Annotated in this window: 24 protein-coding genes; 4 read left to right on the top strand and 20 right to left on the bottom strand. The window is 62.8% G+C overall.

Annotated features, from left to right (window positions below):
• Positions 1 to 6 precede the first annotated feature (6 nt).
• From IEV58_RS11200 to yajC, 5 genes are read right to left on the bottom strand one after another with little or no spacing between them, the layout of a single operon-like run.
• Positions 7 to 849, bottom strand: coding sequence for a phytoene/squalene synthase family protein (locus IEV58_RS11200; protein ID WP_188409818.1), 843 nt, complete (start codon positions 847 to 849; stop codon positions 7 to 9).
• 3 nt (positions 850 to 852) lie between these two features.
• Positions 853 to 1,236, bottom strand: coding sequence for an Mth938-like domain-containing protein (locus tag IEV58_RS11195; protein WP_188409817.1), 384 nt, complete (start codon positions 1,234 to 1,236; stop codon positions 853 to 855).
• Between the two features lie 3 nt (positions 1,237 to 1,239).
• Positions 1,240 to 2,211: a protein translocase subunit SecF gene (gene secF, locus IEV58_RS11190; protein ID WP_229729366.1), complete on the bottom strand. Its 972-nt coding sequence runs from the start codon at positions 2,209 to 2,211 to the stop codon at positions 1,240 to 1,242.
• A gap of 29 nt (positions 2,212 to 2,240) precedes the next feature.
• Positions 2,241 to 3,845: a protein translocase subunit SecD gene (gene secD / locus IEV58_RS11185; protein ID WP_188409816.1), complete on the bottom strand. Its 1,605-nt coding sequence runs from the start codon at positions 3,843 to 3,845 to the stop codon at positions 2,241 to 2,243.
• Positions 3,846 to 3,877: 32 nt separating this feature from the next.
• On the bottom strand, positions 3,878 to 4,219 hold the full coding sequence (gene yajC, locus IEV58_RS11180; RefSeq protein WP_188409815.1) for a preprotein translocase subunit YajC: 342 nt from the start codon (positions 4,217 to 4,219) through the stop codon (positions 3,878 to 3,880).
• A gap of 177 nt (positions 4,220 to 4,396) precedes the next feature.
• Here yajC and IEV58_RS11175 point away from each other — a divergent pair, with 177 nt between their 5' ends.
• Entirely contained in the window at positions 4,397 to 5,278 is an 882-nt protein-coding gene (locus IEV58_RS11175; RefSeq protein WP_229729365.1) for an ATP-binding protein, read from the top strand.
• A gap of 7 nt (positions 5,279 to 5,285) precedes the next feature.
• On the opposite strand, the gene lipA is transcribed toward IEV58_RS11175, so the two are convergent.
• Entirely contained in the window at positions 5,286 to 6,266 is a 981-nt protein-coding gene (lipA, locus tag IEV58_RS11170) for a lipoyl synthase (RefSeq protein WP_188409813.1), read from the bottom strand.
• Positions 6,267 to 6,411: 145 nt separating this feature from the next.
• Here lipA and IEV58_RS11165 point away from each other — a divergent pair, with 145 nt between their 5' ends.
• Entirely contained in the window at positions 6,412 to 7,515 is a 1,104-nt protein-coding gene (locus IEV58_RS11165; RefSeq protein ID WP_188409812.1) for an acyltransferase family protein, read from the top strand.
• A 7-nt stretch (positions 7,516 to 7,522) separates the two neighbouring features.
• A complete protein-coding gene (locus IEV58_RS11160) occupies positions 7,523 to 8,593 on the top strand; it encodes an acyltransferase family protein (protein WP_188409811.1) in 1,071 nt (356 codons plus the stop codon).
• A 51-nt stretch (positions 8,594 to 8,644) separates the two neighbouring features.
• Here IEV58_RS11160 and IEV58_RS11155 read toward each other — a convergent pair whose 3' ends face one another.
• The 10 genes from IEV58_RS11155 to eno form a co-directional block, all read right to left on the bottom strand.
• Positions 8,645 to 9,031 carry an Ig-like domain-containing protein gene (locus IEV58_RS11155; RefSeq protein WP_188409810.1) on the bottom strand — a complete coding sequence of 129 codons (387 nt, stop codon included), beginning with the start codon at positions 9,029 to 9,031 and terminating at the stop codon, positions 8,645 to 8,647.
• Positions 9,032 to 9,238: 207 nt separating this feature from the next.
• Positions 9,239 to 9,487 (bottom strand): GlsB/YeaQ/YmgE family stress response membrane protein, encoded by a 249-nt coding sequence (locus IEV58_RS11150; protein ID WP_188409809.1) that lies wholly within the window; start codon positions 9,485 to 9,487, stop codon positions 9,239 to 9,241.
• A gap of 76 nt (positions 9,488 to 9,563) precedes the next feature.
• Complete coding sequence (lpdA, locus tag IEV58_RS11145; protein WP_188409808.1) at positions 9,564 to 11,000, bottom strand: dihydrolipoyl dehydrogenase; 1,437 nt, start codon at positions 10,998 to 11,000, stop codon at positions 9,564 to 9,566.
• The gene (locus tag IEV58_RS11140; RefSeq protein ID WP_188409807.1) at positions 10,990 to 11,652 is read right to left on the bottom strand and encodes a GNAT family N-acetyltransferase; all 663 of its coding nucleotides are present in this window, start codon (positions 11,650 to 11,652) and stop codon (positions 10,990 to 10,992) included. The genes lpdA and IEV58_RS11140 overlap by 11 nt, the downstream gene beginning before the upstream one ends.
• A 12-nt stretch (positions 11,653 to 11,664) precedes the next feature.
• Positions 11,665 to 13,032 carry a pyruvate dehydrogenase complex dihydrolipoamide acetyltransferase gene (locus IEV58_RS11135; protein WP_188409806.1) on the bottom strand — a complete coding sequence of 456 codons (1,368 nt, stop codon included), beginning with the start codon at positions 13,030 to 13,032 and terminating at the stop codon, positions 11,665 to 11,667.
• Positions 13,033 to 13,047: 15 nt separating this feature from the next.
• The gene (locus IEV58_RS11130; protein ID WP_188409805.1) at positions 13,048 to 14,457 is read right to left on the bottom strand and encodes a pyruvate dehydrogenase complex E1 component subunit beta; all 1,410 of its coding nucleotides are present in this window, start codon (positions 14,455 to 14,457) and stop codon (positions 13,048 to 13,050) included.
• Positions 14,458 to 14,553: 96 nt separating this feature from the next.
• On the bottom strand, positions 14,554 to 15,585 hold the full coding sequence (pdhA, locus tag IEV58_RS11125) for a pyruvate dehydrogenase (acetyl-transferring) E1 component subunit alpha (protein WP_188409804.1): 1,032 nt from the start codon (positions 15,583 to 15,585) through the stop codon (positions 14,554 to 14,556).
• A gap of 168 nt (positions 15,586 to 15,753) precedes the next feature.
• Entirely contained in the window at positions 15,754 to 16,065 is a 312-nt protein-coding gene (locus tag IEV58_RS11120) for an FtsB family cell division protein (protein ID WP_188409803.1), read from the bottom strand.
• A gap of 39 nt (positions 16,066 to 16,104) precedes the next feature.
• Positions 16,105 to 17,916, bottom strand: a complete 1,812-nt coding sequence (locus IEV58_RS11115) for a potassium/proton antiporter (RefSeq protein ID WP_229729364.1) — start codon at positions 17,914 to 17,916, stop codon at positions 16,105 to 16,107.
• 167 nt (positions 17,917 to 18,083) lie between these two features.
• Positions 18,084 to 19,367: a phosphopyruvate hydratase gene (gene eno / locus IEV58_RS11110; RefSeq protein ID WP_188409801.1), complete on the bottom strand. Its 1,284-nt coding sequence runs from the start codon at positions 19,365 to 19,367 to the stop codon at positions 18,084 to 18,086.
• Positions 19,368 to 19,467: 100 nt separating this feature from the next.
• On the opposite strand from eno, the gene queF reads away from it, so the two are divergent.
• Positions 19,468 to 19,920 (top strand): preQ(1) synthase, encoded by a 453-nt coding sequence (gene queF / locus IEV58_RS11105; protein ID WP_188409800.1) that lies wholly within the window; start codon positions 19,468 to 19,470, stop codon positions 19,918 to 19,920.
• Here queF and IEV58_RS11100 read toward each other — a convergent pair.
• The 4 genes from IEV58_RS11100 to thiO are packed head-to-tail and all read right to left on the bottom strand — an operon-like array spanning position 19,905 to position 22,661.
• Positions 19,905 to 20,540, bottom strand: a complete 636-nt coding sequence (locus IEV58_RS11100) for a thiamine phosphate synthase (RefSeq protein ID WP_188409799.1) — start codon at positions 20,538 to 20,540, stop codon at positions 19,905 to 19,907. The two genes, queF and IEV58_RS11100, sit on opposite strands and share 16 nt — an antisense overlap.
• On the bottom strand, positions 20,537 to 21,307 hold the full coding sequence (locus IEV58_RS11095; RefSeq protein WP_188409798.1) for a thiazole synthase: 771 nt from the start codon (positions 21,305 to 21,307) through the stop codon (positions 20,537 to 20,539). The genes IEV58_RS11100 and IEV58_RS11095 overlap by 4 nt, the downstream gene beginning before the upstream one ends.
• An 8-nt stretch (positions 21,308 to 21,315) precedes the next feature.
• The gene (gene thiS / locus IEV58_RS11090) at positions 21,316 to 21,534 is read right to left on the bottom strand and encodes a sulfur carrier protein ThiS (protein WP_188409797.1); all 219 of its coding nucleotides are present in this window, start codon (positions 21,532 to 21,534) and stop codon (positions 21,316 to 21,318) included.
• The gene (thiO, locus tag IEV58_RS11085) at positions 21,531 to 22,661 is read right to left on the bottom strand and encodes a glycine oxidase ThiO (RefSeq protein WP_188409796.1); all 1,131 of its coding nucleotides are present in this window, start codon (positions 22,659 to 22,661) and stop codon (positions 21,531 to 21,533) included. Before thiO ends, thiS begins: the two co-directional genes overlap by 4 nt.
• Positions 22,662 to 22,668 lie beyond the last annotated feature (7 nt).

The following is a 22,668-nucleotide window of genomic DNA, read 5'->3' as shown; positions in this document are numbered from 1 at the left end:
GTCGTGTCAGATCGCTCCGCGGCGGGCGGCACGCCACAGCGTGAGCTGGCGGCGCCACCCGGGTACTGGTGAGAACGGAGCATAGGGATCAGCGGTCTCTTCCAGGCGCCGGAGATCCCCCTCGATCAGAACGAGCGGCAGGAATGCCGGCAGGAGAAGCGCGCCGTCTGACATCAGCTCGGTACTGGCGCGGTCACGATGGCTGCGGATCAATGTGCAGAGATCTTTGATGACCTCGCGGAGCGCATCAGGCGATGCTTTTGCCAGAACCTCCTCCGCCGACAGCCCATGACGAGCGAGAACATCGGCCGGAAGATAGCATTGGCCGCGCTGCCGCTGGAAAGCCATGGCCCGCAGCACCGATGTGATCCCGAGTGCGACCCCGCCATGACCGGCAGCGTCGCTCGCACCCGGATCCTTGCCTCCCGCAAGGATGATCGATGCCAGCCGCAGCAGCGCGGACGACGTCTCCCCGCAATAGCCTTCGAGATAGCTGAGGCTGGGCATCGGGTCATTGTAGAGGTCGAAGACACGCGCTTCGATCACCCCCTGAAAGGCTTCCCGCGGGAGATTATTGGCCGCGATCGTCGCAAGAAGACGTTGCGCGATTGGATGAGCTTCAGCTTCTCCGGCCCTTGCGCCATCGATGACCTCGCGCCACCACTGCAGCCTGATCTCGCCAGGAAGCGGCTCCCGCACGACATCCCTCACGCGGGCGATTTCGATGTTGAAGGCATAGAGGGCGAAGAGATGCTCGCGCCGGTCTGCGGGCGCGAACAGCGTCGCAAGAAACCGGTCGCGGTCGGCCGACCGCACCAGGGCGGCACAAGGATCTGAAATGTCCGGCATGCGTCACGCCACGGCGATCAATGCCGCGGCGACCTTTCTGTTTTCTCCAAGGAGAATGTTGTAGGTCCGCGCCGCATTTCCAGTGGACATCGGTTCGGCATTTACGCCGGCAGCCTTGAGGCGCTCCAGAAGAGCGGGTGGAAGCGGCCGGATGGTCGAGCCTGTGCCGACCAGAAGATGGCCGATCTCACCCGCCTCTGCGATGACCTTGTCGAAGGCGGCAAGGTTGAGAGCGCCGAAATCACCGACAGGCCAGGCGTGCATCCCGCTCGGTAGGCACAGAAGAGAACCCCGGTGAGACATGCCGCCGAAGCGGAAGCCGCCGTTGCCATAGGCATCGATGGCGGCTCGCTCGGGCAGGAACCGGGACTGCTCTTCCTCGGCCATGGCTCAGCCCTGGCCGGCGACGACCGGCGGCGAAGCCTTGTCCTCCGCGACGGGTGCCTCGAAGGCGCCGGCGCGGCGGGCCACCCCAACTCCGAGATAGATCAGGATCGGCGAAGCGATGAAGATCGACGTGTAGGTGCCGACCAGCACCACACCGAAGGTCATGACCATCGCGAAATTATGGATGGCCGGTCCGCCGAAGATCAGGAGCGCGAGCAGTGCCAGCGTGACCGTCACATGGGTAATGACCGAGCGTGACAGCGTGGAGTTGATGGAGAGGTTGAGGATCTCCTCCATCGGCATCTTCTTGTAGCGCCGCAGGATCTCACGAATGCGATCATAGATGACGACGGTGTCGTTCAGGGAATAGCCGAGGATGGTCAGCAAGGCCGCGATGGAGGTCAGATCGAAATCGATCTGCATCAGGCTCATGAAGCCGATGGTCAGCACGATGTCGTGCGTGTTGGCGATCATGGCGCCGAGGGCGAACTGCCATTCGAAACGGAACCAGAGATAGATGAGGATGCCGAAGGTGGCGAGGATCACGCCCAGCGTGCCGTAGGACAGGAGCTCGCCGGAAACACTGGGCCCGACCACTTCGACGCGGCGATAGTCCACGCTGTCGCCAAGCGCCGCGCGCACCTTGTTTGCAGCCTCTTGCTGCGCCTGCTCGCCGCCCTCCTGCTGGCCGATACGGATCAGCACATCGGTGTCGGCGCCGAACTGCTGCAGGCTCACCTCGCCCAGGCCGAGACCGTCCAGCGTCGTGCGCAACTGCTCGAGGTCTGCGGGGCCGTCCTTTGTCTGGATTTCCATGAGCGAGCCACCGCGGAAGTCGATGCCGAAATTGAGACCGAGCCCGAGGTAAAGCACGACAGCCAGGATCGACATCACCGCCGAGACCGGCAGCGTCACCCGCCGAAAGCGGATAAAGTCGAATTTGGTTTCGTCTGGAACGAGGCGAAGGAGACGCACGGGAATATCTCGCTGTCTTGTCTATGGCGTCAGATCGGCACGTGCTTGGGGCGCTTCCAGCGCACCCACCACGCCACGATCAGTCGCGTTACCGTGAAAGCCGTGAAGACCGTCGTGATGATGCCGATACCGAAGGTAATGGCGAAACCCCGGACAGGGCCCGTGCCGATGAAGAACAGCACCGCGGCGGCGATGAAGGTGGTGATGTTGGAATCAAGAATCGTTGCCAACGCACGATCGAAGCCCGCCTCGATGGCGGAGATTGGTGAGCGCCCTGCCCGCACCTCTTCCCGGATGCGCTCATAGATCAGCACGTTGCTGTCCACCGCGATACCGACGGTCAGCACAACACCGGCGATACCAGGCAGCGTCAGTGTTGCCCCGAGTGCCGACAGCACCCCGAAGATCATGGCGACGTTGATGGCCACCGCGATATTGGCGAAGACGCCGAACAGACCATAGGTCACGATCATGAAGATCACCACCAGGATCGAGCCGATGTAGGCAGCAGTCAGGCCCTTGGAGATCGAATCCTGGCCGAGGCCGGGACCCACCGTCCGCTCTTCGACCACCTGCAGCGGCGCCGGAAGAGCACCCGCGCGCAGCAGGATGGAGAGGTCATTGGCCTCTTCCACTGTGAACTGGCCGGAGATCTGGCCGGAGCCGCCAAGGATCGGTTCGTTGATGCGCGGTGCGGAGATCACCTGATTGTCGAGGATGATGGCAAAAGGCCGGCCGACATTCGCCTGGGTTGCGGCGGCAAAACGCGTGGCGCCGTTGGCATTGAAGCGAAAGGAGACGATGGGCTCGCGCGTCCGCTGATCGAAGCCAGGCTGCGCATCGATGAGGTCTTCACCCGATACGAGGACCTCATTCTTAATGACGTAAGGAACCGGCGGCTCCTCGTTGGAATAAAGGATCGAAGCATCGGCCGGCGGTCGCGTCTGCAGCGCCTGCTGCGCCGACATCGAAGTGTCGACAAGGCGGAACGTCAGCTTCGCCGTCTGTCCGAGCAGAGCCTTGAGGCGCGCGGGATCATCGAGACCCGGCACCTGCACCAGAATGCGGTTGGCGCCCTGGCGCGCGATGTTGGGTTCGGTCGTGCCGAGCTGATCGATGCGGCGCCGCACGATCTCGATGGATTGATCGACCGCGGCCCGCACGCGTTCCCGCAAGCCATCCTCGGTCAGGGTCGCGGTGATGGTGCCGCCATTGGCCTCGGCGGCCATATCCATGGCCGTGCTGACGCCGGTGAACCCGCCGCCCACTTGCACCGCCAGACCCCGAATGCGCTCCAACGCCTGCTCGGCATCCGCCGGATCACGCAGCCGCACCTGCACGCTATTGTCGTTCGAGGTGATGCCTGTCGTGCCGATGCGCGCCTCGCGAAGCACGCGGCGGACATCGTCGCGCAGGATGGTGGCCCGTTCACGCCGCATCGCGGGCGCATCCACCTCGAGAAGAAGATGCGATCCCCCTTGCAGGTCCAGCCCCAGGACAACCGTGCTGGAGGGAAGCCATGACGGTATGGCTCCCCGCCAACTCGCCGGCAGCAGGTTCGGCACGGCGAAGGCCATACCGATAAGGGCGATGGCGAGCACCAGGATGAGCTTGGGGCGGGAAAAGTGCAGCATTGGAACGATCGCTCAGCAGCCGGCGAAGAAAATCAGGCGGCGGTCTCGTCTTTGACGGGCTCGCCCTTGGTGCGAACCTCGGCAATCATGCCGCGCGCCACGCGAATCTTCACGCCTTCGGCGATTTCGAGCTGAATCTCGCTGTCGTCGATCACCTTGGCGATCTTGCCGATGACGCCGCCGGACGTCACGATGGTGTCACCCCGGCGAACGTTCTTGATCATCTCCTGATGCGATTTCACCCGCTTCTGCTGAGGCCGGATGATCAGGAAATACATGATCACGAAGATCAGGACGAAAGGAAGCATGGAGACGAGAAGGCTTCCGCCTCCCGGCGCACCTGCGGCTTGGGCGAAAGCGGGAGTGATGAACATGGGTCGTCTCCGGACTATTGGTTATTGGATGCAAGCGACCTCAGCCGAAGCCATGAAGACGCTCGGCGAAGCGGGCGGACTATAGCCACGCATGTCAGGAAAGCAAACGCGGTGTGACGCATGGACAGCTCCCTCGCGCGAGCGTTATCAGACGCTGTCTCGACGGGAGAACCTCCGATGCCAGCCGACACATTGAATCAAACCGATCTTGCCTCTTTGCTGGAGCGCATCGCGGGCGCGCTGGAACGGTTGGCGCCGCCGCCCCCCAAGGCCCCGTCTTTCACGCAGGCCGATGCCTTCGTCTGGGCCCCTTCGACACAGGGCTTCGTCGCGGTGCCCTCGGTGGCCCGCGTGGACCTCGTTCAGCTCAAGGGCATTGATCGCGTACGCGATATCCTGGTTGAAAACACAGAGCGTTTCGCGCGCGGGCTGCCCGCCAACAACGCTCTTTTGTGGGGCGCCCGCGGTATGGGAAAGAGCTCGCTGGTGAAGGCCTCGCATGCCGAGATCAATCAGCGTTTGGCTGCCGAAGGCGTGCCGCCGCTCAAACTTGTTGAAATCCATCGCGAGGATATCGACAGCCTGCCGGAAGCCATGGCGCTGCTGAAGGCCGCACCCTTCCACTTCATCCTGTTCTGCGACGATCTGTCGTTCGATCCGGAGGATACCTCCTACAAGTCACTGAAAGCCGCCCTCGAAGGAGGGCTCGAGGGACGGCCGACCAACATTATCTTCTATGCCACCTCGAACCGGCGGCACCTGATGCCGCGCGACATGATCGACAACGAGCGCTCCACGGCGATCAATCCTGGCGAAGCGGTCGAGGAGAAAATCTCGCTGTCGGATCGATTCGGCCTCTGGCTGGGCTTTCACAAGTGCAGCCAGGATGACTATCTCGCCATGGTGGAGGGCTATGCCGGCAGCCTCGGTATCAAGATCGCGCCAGAGAAGCTGCGCAGCGAGGCGCTGGAGTGGGCCACCACGCGGGGCGCCCGGTCGGGGCGCACCGCCTGGCAGTTCATCCAGGATCTTGCGGGCCGCTGCGGTGTCAGGATCTGATGGCTTTTTATTCGGCGGCAACGCGGGTGCCGAGCTTGAGCGGCCGCGCCGCACGCAGACGCTCGAAATCCTCGCCGGCATGATGTGACGAACGGGTCAACGGGCTTGATGAAACCATGAGGAAGCCTTTGGCATAGGCGATGGTCTCATAGGCTTTGAACTCATCCGGCGTGACGAAGCGCGCGATCGAATGATGCTTCTTCGTCGGCTGGAGATACTGGCCGATGGTCAGGAAATCGATCTCGGCCACCCGCAGATCGTCCATCAACTGCAGTACTTCGTTCCGCTCCTCGCCAAGCCCGACCATGATGCCCGATTTGGTGAACATGGAGGGATCGAGTTCCTTCACCCGCTGCAGCAGACGAATGGAGTGGAAGTAGCGGGCGCCCGGGCGCACGGTGAGATAGAGCGAAGGCACGCATTCCAGATTGTGGTTGAAGACGTCGGGCCGCGCCTCGACCACGATCTCAAGCGCGCCGTCCTTGCGCAGGAAGTCCGGTGTCAGGATCTCAATGGTGGTGGTCGGGCTCACCTCGCGGATGGCGCGGATCACATCGGCGAAATGCCGAGCGCCGCCATCCTTGAGGTCGTCGCGATCCACCGAGGTAATCACAACGTGGTGCAGGCCGAGCTTCGCGACCGCCTCGGCGATGCGGCGGGGCTCATCGGCGTCGACCGGTTGAGGCATGCCAGTGCGCACATTGCAGAAGGCGCAGGCCCGCGTGCAGGTATCGCCCAGAATCATGAAGGTGGCGTGTTTCTTCGACCAGCACTCGCCGATATTGGGGCATCCAGCCTCCTCGCAGACCGTCACCAGCTTGTTGGAGCGGACGATGTCCTGCGTCTCGCGGTAGATGGGAGAACCCGGAGCCCGCACGCGGATCCAGTCAGGCTTGCGCATCACCGGCGCATCCGGTCGCGACTGCTTTTCCGGATGGCGGACCTGGCGGCGATCCCTGCCATTCAAAGTATCGATCAGCACGGCCATTCAGCTTAACCCTTCGTGCGGCGCATTCTGTCAAAAATCGCAGTGTCGTCAGAGGGCTTTAGATAGCACTTTGGCACGAGACATGCGAGGCCGGCGGGACAAGTCGATGAGATGGCCCCAAGGTGTTGCGTTTCGGGATTTCAGCATGACTCTGGCAGATGCATTCGTCTCGAAACGGAACAACTTCACAGCCGTAAGGTTGCTAGCGGCGCTTGCCGTGGTGCTCTCTCATGCCTTTTATATCTCGACGGGTGTGACCGAGAGCGAACCCTTGATTTCCTCGACCGGATTGTCGTTGGGAGGACATGCGGTCAACCTCTTTTTCGGCATCAGCGGCTGCTTGATCCTGGCCAGCTGGGAGCGACATCCGGACCCGCTGCGCTTCGCTCTTGCCCGGACGCTGCGCATCATGCCGGCGCTTATCGTGGCGGCATGCGTCATGGTCGTATCTGGTATGTGGCTCACGCAGCTGCCGCTGACGGACTACCTGACGTCGTCGAAGCTCGGCGCTTTTCTGCTCAAGGCGTTCAGCTTCAACGCTCGCGCGACGCTTCCGGGTGTATTCGAGAGCCAGGTTCCTACCAACATCGTGCTGATGACGATCTGGACACTGAAATACGAGGTCGCAGCCTATCTTGGCGTGCTCGTCTTCGGGTTGATCGGTCTTACCCGCTCGAGGTTTTTCTATCCCGTTGCCCTTACCGTCTGTATCGCCGCCGAAGTAGCCTTGGCGCTCTGGCCGGAGATCGCCCAAAAGCACACCTCGCTGCCGCACTTTGCCCGCTTTGGCTTCTGCTTCGTGCTGGGCATGTCAGCCTGGCGGTTTCGCGCATACGTCCGGCTCGATGGCACGCTCTTTCTCGTTGCCATCGCGGCTCTGGCAACCGCCACGCTGTTCGGTGGCCTGCCTCGCGCCCTGCTCTACCCGGCCGAGATTTATGCCGGCCTGTGGGTTGCGCTGTCGCCCCGCTTGCCGGTTGTCGGCTGGCTTCAGCAGACCGACCTCTCCTATGGTATCTATCTCTATGGATGGCCGATCAGCCAGGCACTGCAGGTGCAGTGGCCAGGCGTCGGGATGCCGTCGCTTGTCGCTCTGAGCATGGTGCTGGCCGTGGGAGCGGCAGCCTTGTCCTGGATCATGGTGGAGCGTCCCTCCGTCCGGGCTCTGCCGCGAATGACCGCATGGGCGATGATGCGCGCGACGAAACCGATCATCGTCGCGCCGTCACAGAACCCGTCCAACGGCTGATCCTGATATGACCCTGCTTGAAGCTATCGATCGCAACACCGGCAACGTCCCGCTCGTGCGGTTGCTCGCGGCCATCATGATGAGCGTGTCACAGGCCTTCTATATCGCCATCGGCACGGCGGACAGCGAGCCTCTCCTGACGACCACCGGCCTGACCCTCTGGAAACACGCCTTCATCATCTTCTTCGGCCTCAGTGGCTTCCTGCTTCTGGCAAGCTGGGAACGGCACCCCGATGCGCTGCGCTTTTTCCTCGCCCGGCTGCTGAGGATCCTGCCTGGACTGATATTCGCGGCACTGCTGACGGTAGTGCTTGGTGCGGCCTTCACCGCACTTTCGCTCTCCAGCTATGCCGATCCCATGGCTCTCGGCGCTTATATCCTGCGTGTCACCGTCCTGATGGACGGCCAAGCCCATCTGCCCGGCGTCTTCGGACCGCCGGCGCCGGAAGATCACGTGCTGACGACACTCTGGACCATGAAATTCCTGATCGCCGGGATCATCGGCGTGATCCTGCTCGGCATAACAGGCCTCTTTCGCTGGGCGTTTATCCATGTGGCCGCCATCGTGGCGCTTATTGCCCTCGATCTGGCACTGAATGGCGCTCAGCCCCTTATCACCCTGCATGATGCCATAGGCCACGGCGTGCGCTTCGGCTTGTGCTTCGCCCTCGGCATGGCCGCCTGGCGGTTTCGCTCCAGCCTGCCCATGCATGGGCGCATTGCCGCGGCGGCAGCTCTGATGACACTGGCCGGCATGTGGTTCGGCGGCTTTCCGACGCTCGCTTACTATGTGCTTGAGCTTTACGTGGCGCTCTGGCTCGCCTTCGGCCTTCGCCTCCCGAAAACCAGGGCGTCGGACACAGACCTATCCTACGGTCTTTATCTTTATGCCTGGCCTGCCACCCAAGCCTGGCACATGGTGGCGCCGGATATGTCGATCGCTCTGTTGGCGATCCTCGGCACCGCGACGGGCGGTGTCCTTGCGGCTTTCTCCTGGTATGCGGTCGAGCGACCGGCCATGGCATGTCTGCCGCGGTTGCTCTCACGCGCCAGGCGTTCGTCCTTGTCCGCAGCCTGACGTGTCAGGCCGCAGCTTCTTGCGGGATGTATCCGGCGCCCGATTTTGCGCTCAACGAACGGTAACGGCGATGCACCCGGAAAGGGATTGTCCCCTCACCTTGGGACTGGTGTTCTTGGTGCAGAAACGGTCGGTGCCTTTGAAGCCGGCGTTGGGCGTATAGGTAAGCCCCCGACCCGCCACGATCGCCACCTTCCCCGACTTCGGAGCCCTGGTGATGGTCACGTCGGTCGCCGGGGTTCTCGTCTTTTTGGCGTCGTCAATGAAGCCGGGAAAGCTGATCTTGCACAGCTTGTCGGCGGTGGTCATCGAGAATTGACCCTTGCCATTCCCGCTGCCCCAGCCTCGGCCATTACTGCCGGTACATTCCGCCTGCGCCGCTGAAGCAGCGATCAGGCCAGTCACCAGGCAGCCGATGAAAGTCACATGTGTGCGCATCTCTTCTCCCCCCGCACGTTTCTTACAGTGCGACATTGTGGCAAGGAAACATGCAGCTGACAATCTTTTGCGACACAAGGATCGGCGTGTGCGGAACTCTTTGTCCGACATGAAGATATCGAAACAAATCAGTAGGATGGTGCTCAGATTAATAAGCACCATCCTCGCAGACAATGGGAATGACGATCCGGCGTCGCCTTGCCGCAATCAGCCTCGTCGGACCAATCCAAGCAGGAAGAGCAGGACGATCGCGCCGACGGCCGATACCAGGAGGCTTTGCCAGAAGCCAGCAAAGGCATAGCCGAGTTGGCCGGCGACAAAGCCGCCCAACAATGCGCCGACTAGGCCGACGATCAGATTCGTAATCAGACCGTGATCCCGTCCGGTCACGCGTTCCGCGATCCAGCCGGCAAGAATGCCGATAATGATCGCACCGAAGAAGCCGACACCGCTCATACTGTTCCTCCGTAATATGGGCTTTCAACCCTCCTGCGCGTCAGGAGGTTCCTTGCCCGGCGCTGGAAAGTTACCGTTACATATGGATGACGCGGCCGTAAGCGTCCAGCACTGCCTCGTGCATCATCTCCGACAGGGTGGGATGCGGGAACACTGCATGCATCAGCTCTTCCTCGGTGGTCTCACAGTTCATGGCCACCACGAATCCCTGGATGAGTTCGGTCACTTCAGCGCCGGTCATGTGAGCACCGAGCAGCTCCCCGGTCTTCTTGTCGAAGATCACCTTGACCAGGCCCTGGTCCTCGCCGAGCGCGATCGCCTTGCCGTTACCGAGGAACTGGAAGCGGCCGACGCGGATGTCGCGGCCCGCTTCCTTGGCCTTCTTCTCGGTGAGGCCGACCGAAGCGACCTGCGGATGGCAATAGGTGCAGCCGGGAATCTTGTTCTTGTCCAGCGGGTGGGTCTTGAGGCCCTTGATGGTCTCGATGCAGACGACGCCCTCATGCTCGGCCTTGTGGGCCAGCATGGGCGGACCGGCGACGTCGCCGATGGCATAGACGCCTTTGACATTGGTGCGGCCATAGCCGTCGGTCACGATCGCACCCCTGTCGATCTTTACACCGAGGGCTTCCAGCCCGAGATTTTCCGTATTGCAGGCCACCCCGACGGCGGAGATGACCCGATCGACGGTAATGGTCTCGGTCTTGCCGTTGGCATCGACCGTCGCGGTGACGCTGTCGCCCTTCTTGTCGAGCTTCGACACCTTTGCGCCGGTGAGAATCTTGATCCCCTGCTTTTCCAGCCGCTTCTGGACGTGCTTGGCGATCTCGTCATCCTCGACCGGCAGGATCTGCGGCAGCAGTTCCACGACGGTCACCTCCGCGCCCATGGTGCGGTAGAAGCTGGCAAACTCGATGCCGATGGCGCCGGAGCCGACGACCAGGAGAGACTTCGGCATCGCCGGCGGCATCATGGCTTCAAAATAGGTCCAGACGAGTTTGCCGTCCGGCTCCAAGCCCGGCAGCACGCGCGGGCGTGCACCGGTGGCGATGATGATGTGCTTGGCCTTGTAGGTGCCCTCGCCCAGCGTGCCCTTCGGCACCGGATTCTGCGGCTGCACAGGCGGCTTCTTGGAGGCGGACACCTTGATCTCGTCAGGCTTTGTGAGCTGCGCCTCACCCCAGATGACATCGACCTTGTTCTTCTTCAGAAGCATGCCGACGCCGCCGTTGAGCCGGCCGGACACGCCCCGCGAGCGATCGGTGACGGCCTTGATGTCGAAGCCGACCTTCTCCGCGCTCAACCCATAGTCCTTGGCGTGGTTCATGTAGTGGTAGATTTCAGCCGAACGCAGCAACGCCTTCGTCGGGATGCAGCCCCAGTTGAGGCAGATGCCGCCGAGGTGCTCGCGCTCGACCACGGCGGTCTTGAATCCCAGTTGGGCAGAGCGGATCGCGGTCACATAGCCGCCCGGTCCGCCGCCGATGACGATCACATCATATTCATTGGCCATCGGTGTCACTCTTTCCTGTGTTCGATTGAAGCAGGCCGTGCGGCTGCTGGCAGGTCAGCAAGAGCCACCGGCTCTCCGCCGCATAGGCAGAACGGGGTCCGACCGGCATGCTGGCTGTTACGGCCATGCCGCGCTTGTCATAGTGGGCGAGAAGCTTGGTGTTGCTCTCGTGCACGATCGCCGAGATCGTCTTGTAACCCATTTTATAGGCGGTGGTGATGGCGACGTTCAGCATGGCCGTGGCAAGCCGGTAGTCGCGCCAGTCTGGATAGACGGCCATGTTGCTGAGGTAGAAGCTGCCCGGCACATGGGTTTTCAGCTCCGCGAAGGCGCGGGTCGCATCGGTCTCGCGGGAGGGATCCGGTGGCACATCGGGAATGAGCTTCCAGATGAGCATGCCCGCCACCTTGGAGCGACCATCGCCGAAGCCGGCTTCGGCGATGATGGTGTGAGCAGGCCCGATCTCCGAACCCGGCGCGAGGATCTTGCGCTTGGCAACATCGAGCCAGGTTTCGCCCTCCTGCGCCTCCTCGCCCCAAAGCTGGGTGATGTACCCGGCGTTGGACATGTCGAAGAGGATCGCGACATCTTCCGCGTCAGCCTCGGTGCCTGTCCGAAAGCGGATCTGAACCTGCTGTTCGGTGGCGGCCATGGCGTCCCCCTATCACACGAGAAGTGATATGGGCTTCTCGATCAGATCCTTGAAAGCCGCCAAGAACTCGGCGCCCAAGGCGCCGTCCACCGCGCGATGATCGGTCGAGAGGGTGACCGACATCAGCGTGGCAACGGCAAGCTGGCCGTCCTTGACCACCGGCCGCTGTTCTCCCGCGCCAACCGCAAGGATGGTGGCATGGGGCGGATTGATGATGGCCGAGAATTCCTTGACGCCATACATTCCGAGGTTGGACACCGCCGTCGAGCCGCCCTGATATTCCTCAGGCTTAAGCTTGCGGTCGCGGGCCCGTTTGGCGAGATCCTTCATCTCATTGGAAATGGCGGAGATCGCCTTGGTGTCGGCATTGCGGATCACCGGCGTGATCAGGCCATTGGGGATCGACACGGCGACGCCCACGTCGGCGCTCTTGTGCTTCAGCATCGCGCCTTCGGTCCAGGTCACATTGGCGTCGGGCACGCGCTTCAGCGCCAGGGCCAGGGCCTTGATGACGAGATCATTGACCGACAGCTTGTAGGCAGGATTGCCGTCCTTGTCCTTGGGCGCGCTCTTGTTGATTTCGGAACGCAGCGCCAGCAGGGCATCGATCTCGCAATCCGCCGTGACATAGAAGTGCGGAACCGTGAGTTTTGACTCAACGAGGCGCCGGGCGATGACCTTCCGCATATTGTCATGCGGCACGGCCTCATAGGAGCCTTCGGCGAACAGGGCGCGGATCTTGTCGTCCGCCATGGGTGCCGCGCCTGCGGCGGCAGGAGTAGCCCCGCCCGCTGCAGTCGCGGCCGGCTTACCGGTGCCGCTCGCCATTGCCTGTTCGACGTCGCGCTTCACCACACGGCCGTGCGGGCCCGATCCGTTGATCGCAGACACGTCGAGGCCTGCGTCCTTGGCGATGCGCCGTGCCAGGGGAGACGCGAACACGCGCTCACCGGTGTTCGGGCTGGGGGTCTTTGGGGCCGCCTCATGACCTGCTGCCTGGGGCTTGGCACCGGCAGGCTCCGCCTCTTTGGTGGGATCCTTCGACGATTCGGTTTTTTGATCGGCCTCAGCGGGCCCAGCCTTGGCTTCAGCCTTCGGAGCGGCCTTGGGCGCACTGCTGATGTCACCAGCACTTTCGCCCTCTTCCAGCAGGATGGCGATGGTTTCATTGACCGGCACGTCGGCGGTGCCCTCAGCCACCACGATCTTGCCGATGGTGCCTTCGTCCACGGCCTCCACTTCCATGGTGGCCTTGTCGGTCTCAATTTCGGCGATCACATCGCCGGATTTGACCTGGTCGCCTTCCTTCTTGAGCCATTTGGCCAGATTGCCCTTCTCCATGGTCGGAGACAGGGCGGGCATCAGGATGTTGATGGGCATGGATCCGCCTCCCGCTCAGCGATAGCAGACGGATTTTGCCGCCTCGACGACCTCGGCCACCGACGGCAGCGCGAGTTTTTCAAGATTTGCCGCATAAGGCATCGGCACATCCTTGCCGGTGACCCTTGTCACCGGAGCATCAAGATAGTCGAAAGCCTGGGTCATGAGCTGTGCCGCGATTTCGGAACCGACGCCGGACTGCGGGAAACCTTCCTCGACAGTGACACAGCGACCGGTCTTCTTGACCGATTCGATAATGGTCTCGATGTCCATGGGGCGGATGGTGCGCAGGTCGATGATCTCGGCCTCGATTCCGTCCTTGGCCAGTTCTTCAGCCGCCTTGAGGGCGTAAGTCATGCCGATGGACCAGGAGACCAGCGTCACATCCTTGCCGGGCCGTGCGATCTTGGCTTTGCCGATCGGCACGGTCCAGTCGTCCAGCTTGGGAACCGGGAAGCTCTGGCCGTAAAGGATTTCATTCTCCAGGAAAATGACCGGATTGGGATCGCGGATTGCCGCCTTCAGCAAGCCCTTGGCGTCGGCCGCCGTATAGGGCGCGACCACCTTGAGCCCCGGAATATGCGAGTACCACGCCGCGTAGTCCTGGCTGTGCTGGGCCGCAACGCGCGCAGCCGCGCCGTTGGGGCCGCGAAACACGATCGAGCACTGGATCTTGCCGCCGGACATATAGAGCGTCTTCGCCGCCGAATTGACGATCTGATCGATCGCCTGCATGGCGAAGTTGAAGGTCATGAACTCGACGATGGGCTTCAGGCCCGCGAAGGCAGCGCCGACGCCAAGGCCGGCGAAGCCATGTTCGGTGATAGGCGTATCAATGACGCGGCGATCGCCGAACTCCTGCAGGAGGCCCTGGGTGATCTTGTAGGCACCCTGGTATTCAGCCACTTCCTCACCCATGACGAAGACGTCGCCGTCGGCGCGCATCTCTTCCGCCATGGCATCCCGGAGCGCCTCACGGACAGTCTGCGTGACCATCTCGGTGCCTTCTGGCACATCGGGTTCGGCCGGCCGAGGCGTCTTGGCAAGCGCCGGCGCGGAAGCGGATTCGCTTGTGGCCTTCTCGCCGCTCTTGGGTTCCGGCGCCGCGTCATCAGCCTTCGCCGTGTCCGCTTCTTCGCCCTTTGGCGCGGAGGAAGACGTGCCGATGTCTCCGGCCGATTCCCCATCGCCCAGCAGAACGGCAATGGGCGTGTTCACCGCCACATCAGCCGCGCCTTCCTGAACCAGGATCTTGCCGATGGTGCCCTCGTCCACGGCTTCCACTTCCATCGTGGCCTTGTCCGTTTCGATTTCGGCGAGCACATCACCTGACTTCACGGCATCGCCTTCCTTGACGAGCCATTTGGCCAGATTGCCCTTTTCCATTGTCGGCGAAAGCGCCGGCATCAACACTTCGATCGGCATACGATAATTCCTTGACGTTCCCGGTCGGTAAGCGGTTACCCGAACGATAAATCGCGGGGGGTGGCGCTTCTGTCGCGCCACGCCCGCGAGCGATTATTAGCGCAAGATGTCGGTGTAGAGCTCGGACGGATCGGGCTCCGGATCGGAGCTGGCAAATTCCGCAGAGGCATTGACGACGGAGCGAACCTTCTGGTCGATGACCTTCAGTTCGTCTTCCGTTGCGAACTTGGAATCCAGGATTCGCTTGCGGACATGTTCGATCGGATCGCGATCGTCGCGCATCTTCTGCACTTCTTCCTTCGGCCGGTATTTGGCCGGATCGGACATGGAATGGCCACGATAGCGATAGGTCAGCATTTCAAGGATGTACGGTCCCTTGCCGGACCGCGCATGTTCGACAGCACGTTCGCCCGCCGCGCGCACAGCGCGCACGTCCATGCCGTCCACCTGCTCACCGGGGATGTCGAACGAGGCGCCTCGCTGGGACAGATTGGTCACCGCAGAGGCGCGGGCGACGCTGGTGCCCATACCGTACTGATTGTTCTCGATGATGTAGACCACCGGCAGGTTCCAGAGCTTCGCCATGTTGAAGCTCTCGTAAACCTGGCCCTGGTTGGAAGCGCCATCACCGAAATAGGTCAGCGAGACGCTGTTGTTGCCGCGATAGCGGTTGGCAAAGGCAAGGCCCGTGCCCAGAGGCACCTGCGCGCCCACGATGCCGTGGCCGCCATAGAAGCCCTTCTCCACGCTGAACATGTGCATGGAGCCGCCCTTGCCCTTGGAATAGCCACCACGCCGACCGGTCAGTTCAGCCATGATGCCGTTGGCTTCCATGCCGCAGGCCAGCATATGAGCATGATCACGATAGGCGGTAATGACCTGATCGCCCTCCTCGAGGGCCATCTGCATGCCGACAACCACGGCCTCCTGGCCGATGTAGAGATGGCAGAAGCCGCCGATCAGACCCATGCCATAGAGCTGGCCGGCCTTTTCTTCGAAACGGCGGATGAGGAGCATTTCTTCATAGGCATGCAGCTCCTCTGCCTTAGTAAAGTCTATCTTTTCAGAAGTCTTGGCAGCCGTGGCAGGCCCGTTCTTCGGAGCAGCCTTGAGGGCGGTCGTGGCCATACGCTCTCCCACTTTTGTCGTATGAATTTTGCGGGAGACTAGCGCAAGGTTTGTCGAAAAGCGAGTAGGCGCAGTTTCGAGTTGAACGCGTTTTCTTCTTGAAACACAAGGGTTGTGTTGCAATGCACCATGCATAGTCCTCATGCGCTGGGTGCATGGCTCGTGTTTTTACTGCTTTTCCAGCACGCGCTCATCGGGATGCATATAGCCCAGCCGTTCGCGCGCGAGTTGATCCAGCATATCACGTTCGACCTGGGTTGGACGGAGCGCGGCGACACGCTTTTCCAGTGCTGTCCGTTCCGCCTTCACTTTCTTCAAGTCCGCTTCAAGCGCCTTCATCTCGGCTTCATAGGCACGTTTGGCGACGATACCGCGGTTGCCGCTGACCGCATGATGGGCGAAGTAGGCCATGGAGGCGAGCGTCGCCATCCAGAGCACCAGCTGGGCAAGAGCAGAACGAAGACGATGATGTCGGACCATGCCTTAAACTTGCGCCGCTCCGGTTGATATCTCGTTAACCTAACGCCGGCGCAACCGGTCGCTGGCCTCCTCGGCCAGTCCCCGAATTTGCTGCCATGCGGACGTCATCCAGCCGCCGATCCGCTCATTCCAGGTCGGTAGGCCCACCTCGGCCCCGCTTTCTTCGCCAAGGGAAAGTTCCGCCTCGCTGATGCGGCCTTCGTGCATGTCCGTGATGGTGAGCCGCAGCGGGCCGATCTCAAAACTGTCGCCGACGCCCGGCTCCCCTTCAAACTGCTGTGTGAAAGCCTCGGCGACCGTGCGATCGCCGAATTCCTCCGGCAATTCGACGCCATAGATGGACGTGACCCCGCCGAGTGGTGCGTCCGGACGGATGGGAAAGCGCGCGCCGCTGACTTCATGATCGGCTGCCCGGGCGATGAAGAGCCGGTCAAGCTCCCTCACCCGCTCTGGCGGAACGAGAAAATAGCCGTAGTCCCCCGGGCGCAGCGGCCCCGCCTTGGCCGTGTCGATGATTGTATCGTCACGAATGACGAAGACGCGCTGTGCCCATTTCGGCAGCGCGGCTCTCACGGCAACGGGGCTGTCTGCCTCCACCGGATAGGCCACCATCTCCTGCGCGTGCTGACCCGGTAGATCGATCTCCACACGGGAAACCTCAGGGCGAACGCCCGGCCGCGCCAGTTCCAGCATCCGGGCGAGCGGGTTGAGCGTCCATCCCTGGCAGATCAGGGAGATGCAGACCACGACAAAGGCCACATGAAAATAGATGCCGCTGTTCGGCACACCCGCCAAGGTCGGTATGGCGGCAAGGAAGATCGAGACGGCGCCGCGAAGACCGACCCAGCCGACAAAGGCGATTTCGCGCCGGGAGTATCCGAGCGGCGCCAGGCAGGCGGCGACAGCAAGCGGACGCCCCACGAACATCAGGAAAACGGCAATGACGAGGGATAGGCCGAGATCCGGCAGGAGGCTCGACGGCGTGATCAGGAGGCCGAGCATGATGAACATCACGATCTGGCACAGCCAGGTCACCGTATCGTGGAACGAGATAATGGCGGGAAGAGCCCGGACTGGCCTGTTCCCCACCACGAGGCCGGCAAGATAAACCGCCAGCAGGCCGGAGCCATCCATAACCGCCGTGAGCCCGTAGATCGCGACTGCGGAGGCCACCACGAACAGGGGATGCATCCCCGTGGGAAGACTGACCCTGTTGAGCATGATGGTGATCAGCCATCCCCCGCCAAGCCCGATCGCGCCACCAAGAGCGCCCTGCCGTAAGAGCAGGAGCGCGGTTTCTAGGCCTGTCTCATGCCCCTGTGCCAGGATGAGTTCGATCAGCAAGATCGTCAGGAAGACGGCGACGGGATCGTTGGTGCCCGATTCGATCTCGAGGATGGCCTGAAGCCGGTTACGCAACTGCAGCCCGCCGGATCGCAGCAGGAAGAACACCGCCGCGGCATCGGTGGAGGCCACCATGGCGCCGACCAGGAAACCCTCAAGGACGGAAAGGCTGAGGACCAGGGCGGCGAAAAGGCCTGTAAGCGCCGTCGTGATGACGACACCGACCGTCGCCAGCGACATGGCCGGCAGCAGCACGCCGCGGAACTTGTCCAGCCGCGTGCGCAACCCGCCGTCGAACAGGATGATGGCCAGCGCCAGCGATCCGACGAGATAGGTCAGCGCGTAATTGTCAAACGCGATTCCGCCTATCCCGTCGACACCGACCAACATGCCAATGACGAGGAAGACCAGCAGCAGCGGCGTGCCGAAGCGCTGGGCGACGAGGCTGGAGATGACACCCATGAGCACAAGCGCGGCCCCAAACAAGATGGCAGCGTTGGCAAACATGATGTTCTGCATGGGGAGCCCCGGCCGGCGCGAATCCTTCGGTGAGCCGTCGGATCATGCTCTTGTCGGGACAGTTTCCGGCCAAAGTTTGAAATTTCGACAACCGGCCGGAAACTTTAGGAGGATCAAGTCCTCGGTGCATCCAAGGATGCGTATCAGTGATTGGTTCAGGCAAGTCCCTTCAGCGCGCTACGTCCGGCGTATTGCGCCTGGGCGCCCAGCGCCTCTTCGATACGGAGGAGCTGGTTGTACTTTGCGAGCCGGTCGGAGCGCGCCAGCGATCCCGTCTTGATCTGACCGCAGTTGGTGGCAACCGCGAGATCGGCAATGGTGGCGTCTTCCGTTTCGCCCGAGCGGTGGGACATCACGGCGCGATAGGATGCCCGATGTGCCATGTCGACGGCTGCGAGGGTTTCGGTCAGCGAACCGATCTGGTTGACCTTCACGAGGATCGCGTTGCCGATACCGAGATCGATGCCCCGGCTGAGGCGATCGACATTGGTGACGAAGAGATCGTCTCCCACGAGCTGGACCTTGCCGCCGATCTTGTCGGTCAGCGCCTTCCAGCCGTTCCAGTCGTCTTCCGCCATGCCGTCCTCGATGGACAGGATCGGGTAGCGTCCGCACAGTTCGGCAAGATAATCGGCCATGGCTTCCGGATCGAGCGTGCGGCCCTCGCCTTCCAGATGATACTTGCCGTCCTTGAAGAATTCCGTCGAAGCAACGTCGAGCGCAAAGACCATGTCATCGCCCAGCTTATAGCCGGCGGCTTCCACCGCCTTGGCCACGAAGCCAAGGGCGGCATCGGCGGACGGGATGTTCGGCGCGAAACCACCCTCGTCACCCACGTTGGTGTTGTGGCCGGCGTCCTTCAGCTGCTTCTTCAGCGTGTGGAACACCTCGGCACCCATTCGCACGGCGTCCCCCAGCGTGTCGGCGCCCACCGGCATGATCATGAATTCCTGGAAGTCGATCGGATTGTCGGCGTGGGCGCCGCCATTGACGATGTTCATCATCGGCACAGGGAGGACGCGGGCCGAGGTGCCGCCGATGTAGCGGTAGAGCGGCAGCGCCGAAGCGTCGGCCGCAGCCTTGGCGACCGCCATGGACACGCCAAGGATCGCATTGGCGCCGAGGCGCGACTTGTTGGGAGTGCCGTCGAGATCGATCAGCGTCTCGTCGATCTTGACCTGGTCCTCGGCATCCATGCCGCCGATGGCGTCGAAGATCTCGCCGTTGACGGCTTCCACCGCCTTGAGGACACCTTTGCCCATGTAGCGCTTCTTGTCGCCGTCGCGCAGCTCCACCGCTTCGTGGGCGCCGGTGGAAGCGCCGGAGGGGACGGCGGCGCGGCCGGACGAGCCATCCTCGAGGATGACATCGACTTCCACGGTCGGATTGCCGCGGCTGTCGAGGATTTCACGCGCGATGAGGTCGATGATGGCGGTCATGAGGGGAAACTCCGGGATAGTCAGGCGGGATGGCCGCGCTTATACGCAGTGGCACGGCGCGCGGCAAACAGTTCGCGCAGAAGATTGCGAAGGAAAAAAGATGACTCGCACCGAGGACCTGCAACTCGGGCATTTGACGCCCACGCCCACCTCGCCCGAGGAGGCGGTGATCGACCGCGTGCCCAACCCGCATGCGGACACGAACTACCTGGCCCGCTTCACCTGCCCCGAGTTCACCTCGCTGTGCCCCGTGACCGGGCAGCCCGATTTCGCGACGCTTGTGATTGATTACGTGCCGGATCAGTGGCTGGTGGAATCCAAGGCCCTGAAGCTTTACCTGCACTCTTTCCGCAACCATGGCGCCTTTCATGAGGACTGCACGGTCGGCATCGGCAAGCGTCTGGTAGAGCTGATCGCCCCGCGCTGGCTGCGCATCGGCGGCTACTGGTACCCGCGCGGGGGCATCCCGATCGATGTCTTCTGGCAGCACGGCAGCTTGCCGGAAGGCGTCTGGGCGCCTGATCAGGGCGTTCCCACCTATCGTCCGCGCTGACCGCCGATCGCGGTTACGAGGCAGCCGATGTCGCGTGCCGGATCTGGCGCGCGCATGATGCCGCCCATGACGCAGATTCCGGCCGCTCCGGCGGGAAACATGCCTGCCGCATTGTTCATGTCTATTCCACCAACCGCCAGCAGCGGCACCCGCGACCGACGCGCGGCTGCCGCGATACCGGCCGTCTCCAGCGCGGGTCCATAGCCCGGCTTGCTCCGCGTGACGAAGGCAGGGCCGATAACGGCATAATCTGCCAGCAGAGGGTCGACCTCCGCCGCGTCGTCGGCGCTGTGGATGGAGATACCCACCAAGGCTTCCGGCCCCATGGTGCGGCGTGCGGCGGTGACATCCGAACCGGAGGCGAGGTGGACGGCCCCGACGCCGAGCGCCCGAGCTTGATCCGCCGTGCCGTGAAGGCCGATTCTCGCACCATATCGCTCGCCCACGACCATGAGGTCGGCAACGAGCGCTTGCAGGTCCGAGGCGGGAAGATCCTTTTCCCGGATGGACAGCCAACGGCAGCCGGCGCTGAAGGCGGCCTCTGCGATCTCGTGCAGAGGGCGGACAGCCTGATGCCTGTCGGTGATGAGCAGCAACGGCGGTTGCGGCAGATCCGTCACCCGCCGATCAATCCAAGCTGCGGGCTCGAAGGCTCGGCAAAGTCGCGCTTCGGCATCCGTCCGGCAAGACGCGCGCCGCGTCCCGCTTCGACGCCGAGCCTCATCGCGGAGGCCATGCGCACCGGATCAAGCGCTTTTGATACAGCGGTGTTGAGGAGAACGGCGGAACAGCCGAGCTCCATGGCCTGTGCCGCATCGGAGGCCGTGCCGATGCCGGCGTCCAGCACCACCGGCACGGGGCTGCGCTCGCAGATCAGCTCGATCATGCGCGGGTTTGCGATGCCCTGCCCCGAGCCGATCAGGGAGCCGAGCGGCATGACCGCGGCCGCGCCGACATCCGCAAGGCGGCGGCAGGCGATGGGATCGTCGTTGCAGTAAGGCAGCACCACGAAACCGTCGTTGACCAGTTCCTCCGTCGTGCGCACGAGCTCCACGATATCGGGATAAAGGAGCTCACGGTCGCCGATCAGCTCCAGCTTGATCCAATTCGTCTCCAGCGCCTCGCGGGCAAGATCCGCCGTCAGCCGCGCGTCGTGTGCGGTATGGCATCCCGCCGTGTTCGGCAGGAGGTGAACCTTGCCGCGGATGACATCGAGGAGACCTTCCTCTGTGCCGCTGAGGTCCATGCGCCGGATCGACATGGTTGCCATTTCCGATCCGCTGGCCTTCAGCGCATCCAGCATCACCTTCTGGTTGGGATATCCAGCGGTGCCGAGGAAGAGGCGGCTTTGAAAACTGCGGCCGGCAATAACAAGTGGGTCGGACATGTTGTTGGTCATCCGCCCTGCTTTGCCTGGACGATCTCAAGTACATCGCCTGCTGCGACAGGCGTTTCGGCCCATGTGGCGCGCTGCACCAGGCGCCCGTTGAGCGCCACGGCGACGCCCTTGGCGCCTGCGTCCACACCCTTGTCGGCAAGCAGGACCGAAAGGGTGGTGGCTTCCGCAAGCGCTTCTGTTTCGCCGTTTACGCGAATGGTGTTTTCCGTCGTCATGCTGCTGTTCTAGACCTGAAGCGTTCAAAACCAAAAGCTGAGATCAGATTGCCGACCGGCCGATCGAGAACGATGTCCCGCACGGCATCTGCCGTGACCGGCGCCAGAAGCACACCGTTGCGGTGATGCCCTGTCGCATAGACCAGGCCTTCCACCGGGCCGCGCCCCAGAATGGGCGCATCGTCCCGGCTACCCGGCCGATGGCCGACCCAGCTCTCCCCCAGAGGTAATTCCTCGATGCCGGGAATCAAGCGCCAGGCGGCTTCCAGCAACGCCAGCATGCCGCCGGCCGTGAGGCGACCGTCAAAGCCCTTTTCCTCAGTGGTCGCGCCCACGATCAGCCGTCCGTCAACGCGCGGCACGAGATAGATTCCAGCGCCCCGGATGACATGCCGCACCAGTGGCGCCTCGGGGTCCATGCCGAGCGCCAGCATCTGGCCCTTGATGGGCCGCACGGGCGGGCGTTCATCCTTGGGCAGGCCCTCGATCAGGCGCGACCAGGCGCCGGCGGCCAGCACGACGGTGTCGCCCCGGATCTCCTCACCGTCTCTCAGCCGCACGCCGCAGACGCGGCCGTCGCTGAGCAGCAGAGAAGCAACCTCGGTCTCCTCGCGCAGCACCGCCCCTGCCCGCTCAGCCGCGATCTTCAGTGCCAGGGCCAACTTGCGGTTGTCTACCTGGTGGTCGTCGGGCACCCAGAGCGCGCCCTGAAGGGATGGGGTTAGATAGGGCTCGCGCTGGCGGGCATCGACAGCGGTCAGCCATTCCACCGGAAGATCCAGCGCCTTCTGCAGGTGGATATGATGCTGCAGGCGCGCACGATCGTCTGCCGTGATGGCGGGCATGAGCGTGCCTTCGGTCCGAAGGTTCACGTCGACGCCGGAGGCCTCTAGAAGCTCGCTTGCAAATCCCGGCCAGAGAAGCTGGCTGTGCCGGCCGAGCCGCGTCAGCATCTCTTCGCCGGGCTCAACCTCGGCGCAACCGCCCAACATGCCCGCGGCGGCATAGCTCGCGCCCGACCCTGCTTGGCCTTTGTCGAACACCGCGACAGCAACGCCTGCCTGCGCGAGGCGCCATGCGGCACCAAGCCCGACAATGCCTGCCCCGATGATGACGACCTGGGGCATGGCTCTA

Origin of the sequence: Agaricicola taiwanensis, from assembly GCF_014635245.1 — a bacterium.
Taxonomy (GTDB): Bacteria; Pseudomonadota; Alphaproteobacteria; order Rhizobiales; family Methylopilaceae; genus Agaricicola; species Agaricicola taiwanensis.
This window is presented reverse-complemented; position numbering and strand designations above follow the sequence as displayed.

Coding starts and splice junctions, on each gene's coding strand:
- queF (WP_188409800.1), top strand. CDS start 19,468: ATGACTCGCACCGAGGACCTGCAACTCGGGCATTTGACGCCCACGCCC.
- IEV58_RS11135 (WP_188409806.1), bottom strand. CDS start 13,032: ATGCCCATCAACATCCTGATGCCCGCCCTGTCTCCGACCATGGAGAAG.
- IEV58_RS11095 (WP_188409798.1), bottom strand. CDS start 21,307: ATGTCCGACCCACTTGTTATTGCCGGCCGCAGTTTTCAAAGCCGCCTC.
- IEV58_RS11115 (WP_229729364.1), bottom strand. CDS start 17,916: ATGTTTGCCAACGCTGCCATCTTGTTTGGGGCCGCGCTTGTGCTCATG.
- pdhA (WP_188409804.1), bottom strand. CDS start 15,585: ATGGCCACGACCGCCCTCAAGGCTGCTCCGAAGAACGGGCCTGCCACG.
- IEV58_RS11175 (WP_229729365.1), top strand. CDS start 4,397: ATGCCAGCCGACACATTGAATCAAACCGATCTTGCCTCTTTGCTGGAG.
- IEV58_RS11165 (WP_188409812.1), top strand. CDS start 6,412: ATGACTCTGGCAGATGCATTCGTCTCGAAACGGAACAACTTCACAGCC.
- thiO (WP_188409796.1), bottom strand. CDS start 22,661: ATGCCCCAGGTCGTCATCATCGGGGCAGGCATTGTCGGGCTTGGTGCC.
- lipA (WP_188409813.1), bottom strand. CDS start 6,266: ATGGCCGTGCTGATCGATACTTTGAATGGCAGGGATCGCCGCCAGGTC.
- eno (WP_188409801.1), bottom strand. CDS start 19,367: ATGACCGCCATCATCGACCTCATCGCGCGTGAAATCCTCGACAGCCGC.
- IEV58_RS11130 (WP_188409805.1), bottom strand. CDS start 14,457: ATGCCGATCGAAGTGTTGATGCCGGCGCTTTCGCCGACAATGGAAAAG.
- IEV58_RS11140 (WP_188409807.1), bottom strand. CDS start 11,652: ATGGCCGCCACCGAACAGCAGGTTCAGATCCGCTTTCGGACAGGCACC.
- lpdA (WP_188409808.1), bottom strand. CDS start 11,000: ATGGCCAATGAATATGATGTGATCGTCATCGGCGGCGGACCGGGCGGC.
- yajC (WP_188409815.1), bottom strand. CDS start 4,219: ATGTTCATCACTCCCGCTTTCGCCCAAGCCGCAGGTGCGCCGGGAGGC.
- secD (WP_188409816.1), bottom strand. CDS start 3,845: ATGCTGCACTTTTCCCGCCCCAAGCTCATCCTGGTGCTCGCCATCGCC.
- IEV58_RS11195 (WP_188409817.1), bottom strand. CDS start 1,236: ATGGCCGAGGAAGAGCAGTCCCGGTTCCTGCCCGAGCGAGCCGCCATC.
- thiS (WP_188409797.1), bottom strand. CDS start 21,534: ATGACGACGGAAAACACCATTCGCGTAAACGGCGAAACAGAAGCGCTT.
- IEV58_RS11200 (WP_188409818.1), bottom strand. CDS start 849: ATGCCGGACATTTCAGATCCTTGTGCCGCCCTGGTGCGGTCGGCCGAC.
- IEV58_RS11120 (WP_188409803.1), bottom strand. CDS start 16,065: ATGGTCCGACATCATCGTCTTCGTTCTGCTCTTGCCCAGCTGGTGCTC.
- IEV58_RS11160 (WP_188409811.1), top strand. CDS start 7,523: ATGACCCTGCTTGAAGCTATCGATCGCAACACCGGCAACGTCCCGCTC.
- IEV58_RS11150 (WP_188409809.1), bottom strand. CDS start 9,487: ATGAGCGGTGTCGGCTTCTTCGGTGCGATCATTATCGGCATTCTTGCC.
- IEV58_RS11155 (WP_188409810.1), bottom strand. CDS start 9,031: ATGCGCACACATGTGACTTTCATCGGCTGCCTGGTGACTGGCCTGATC.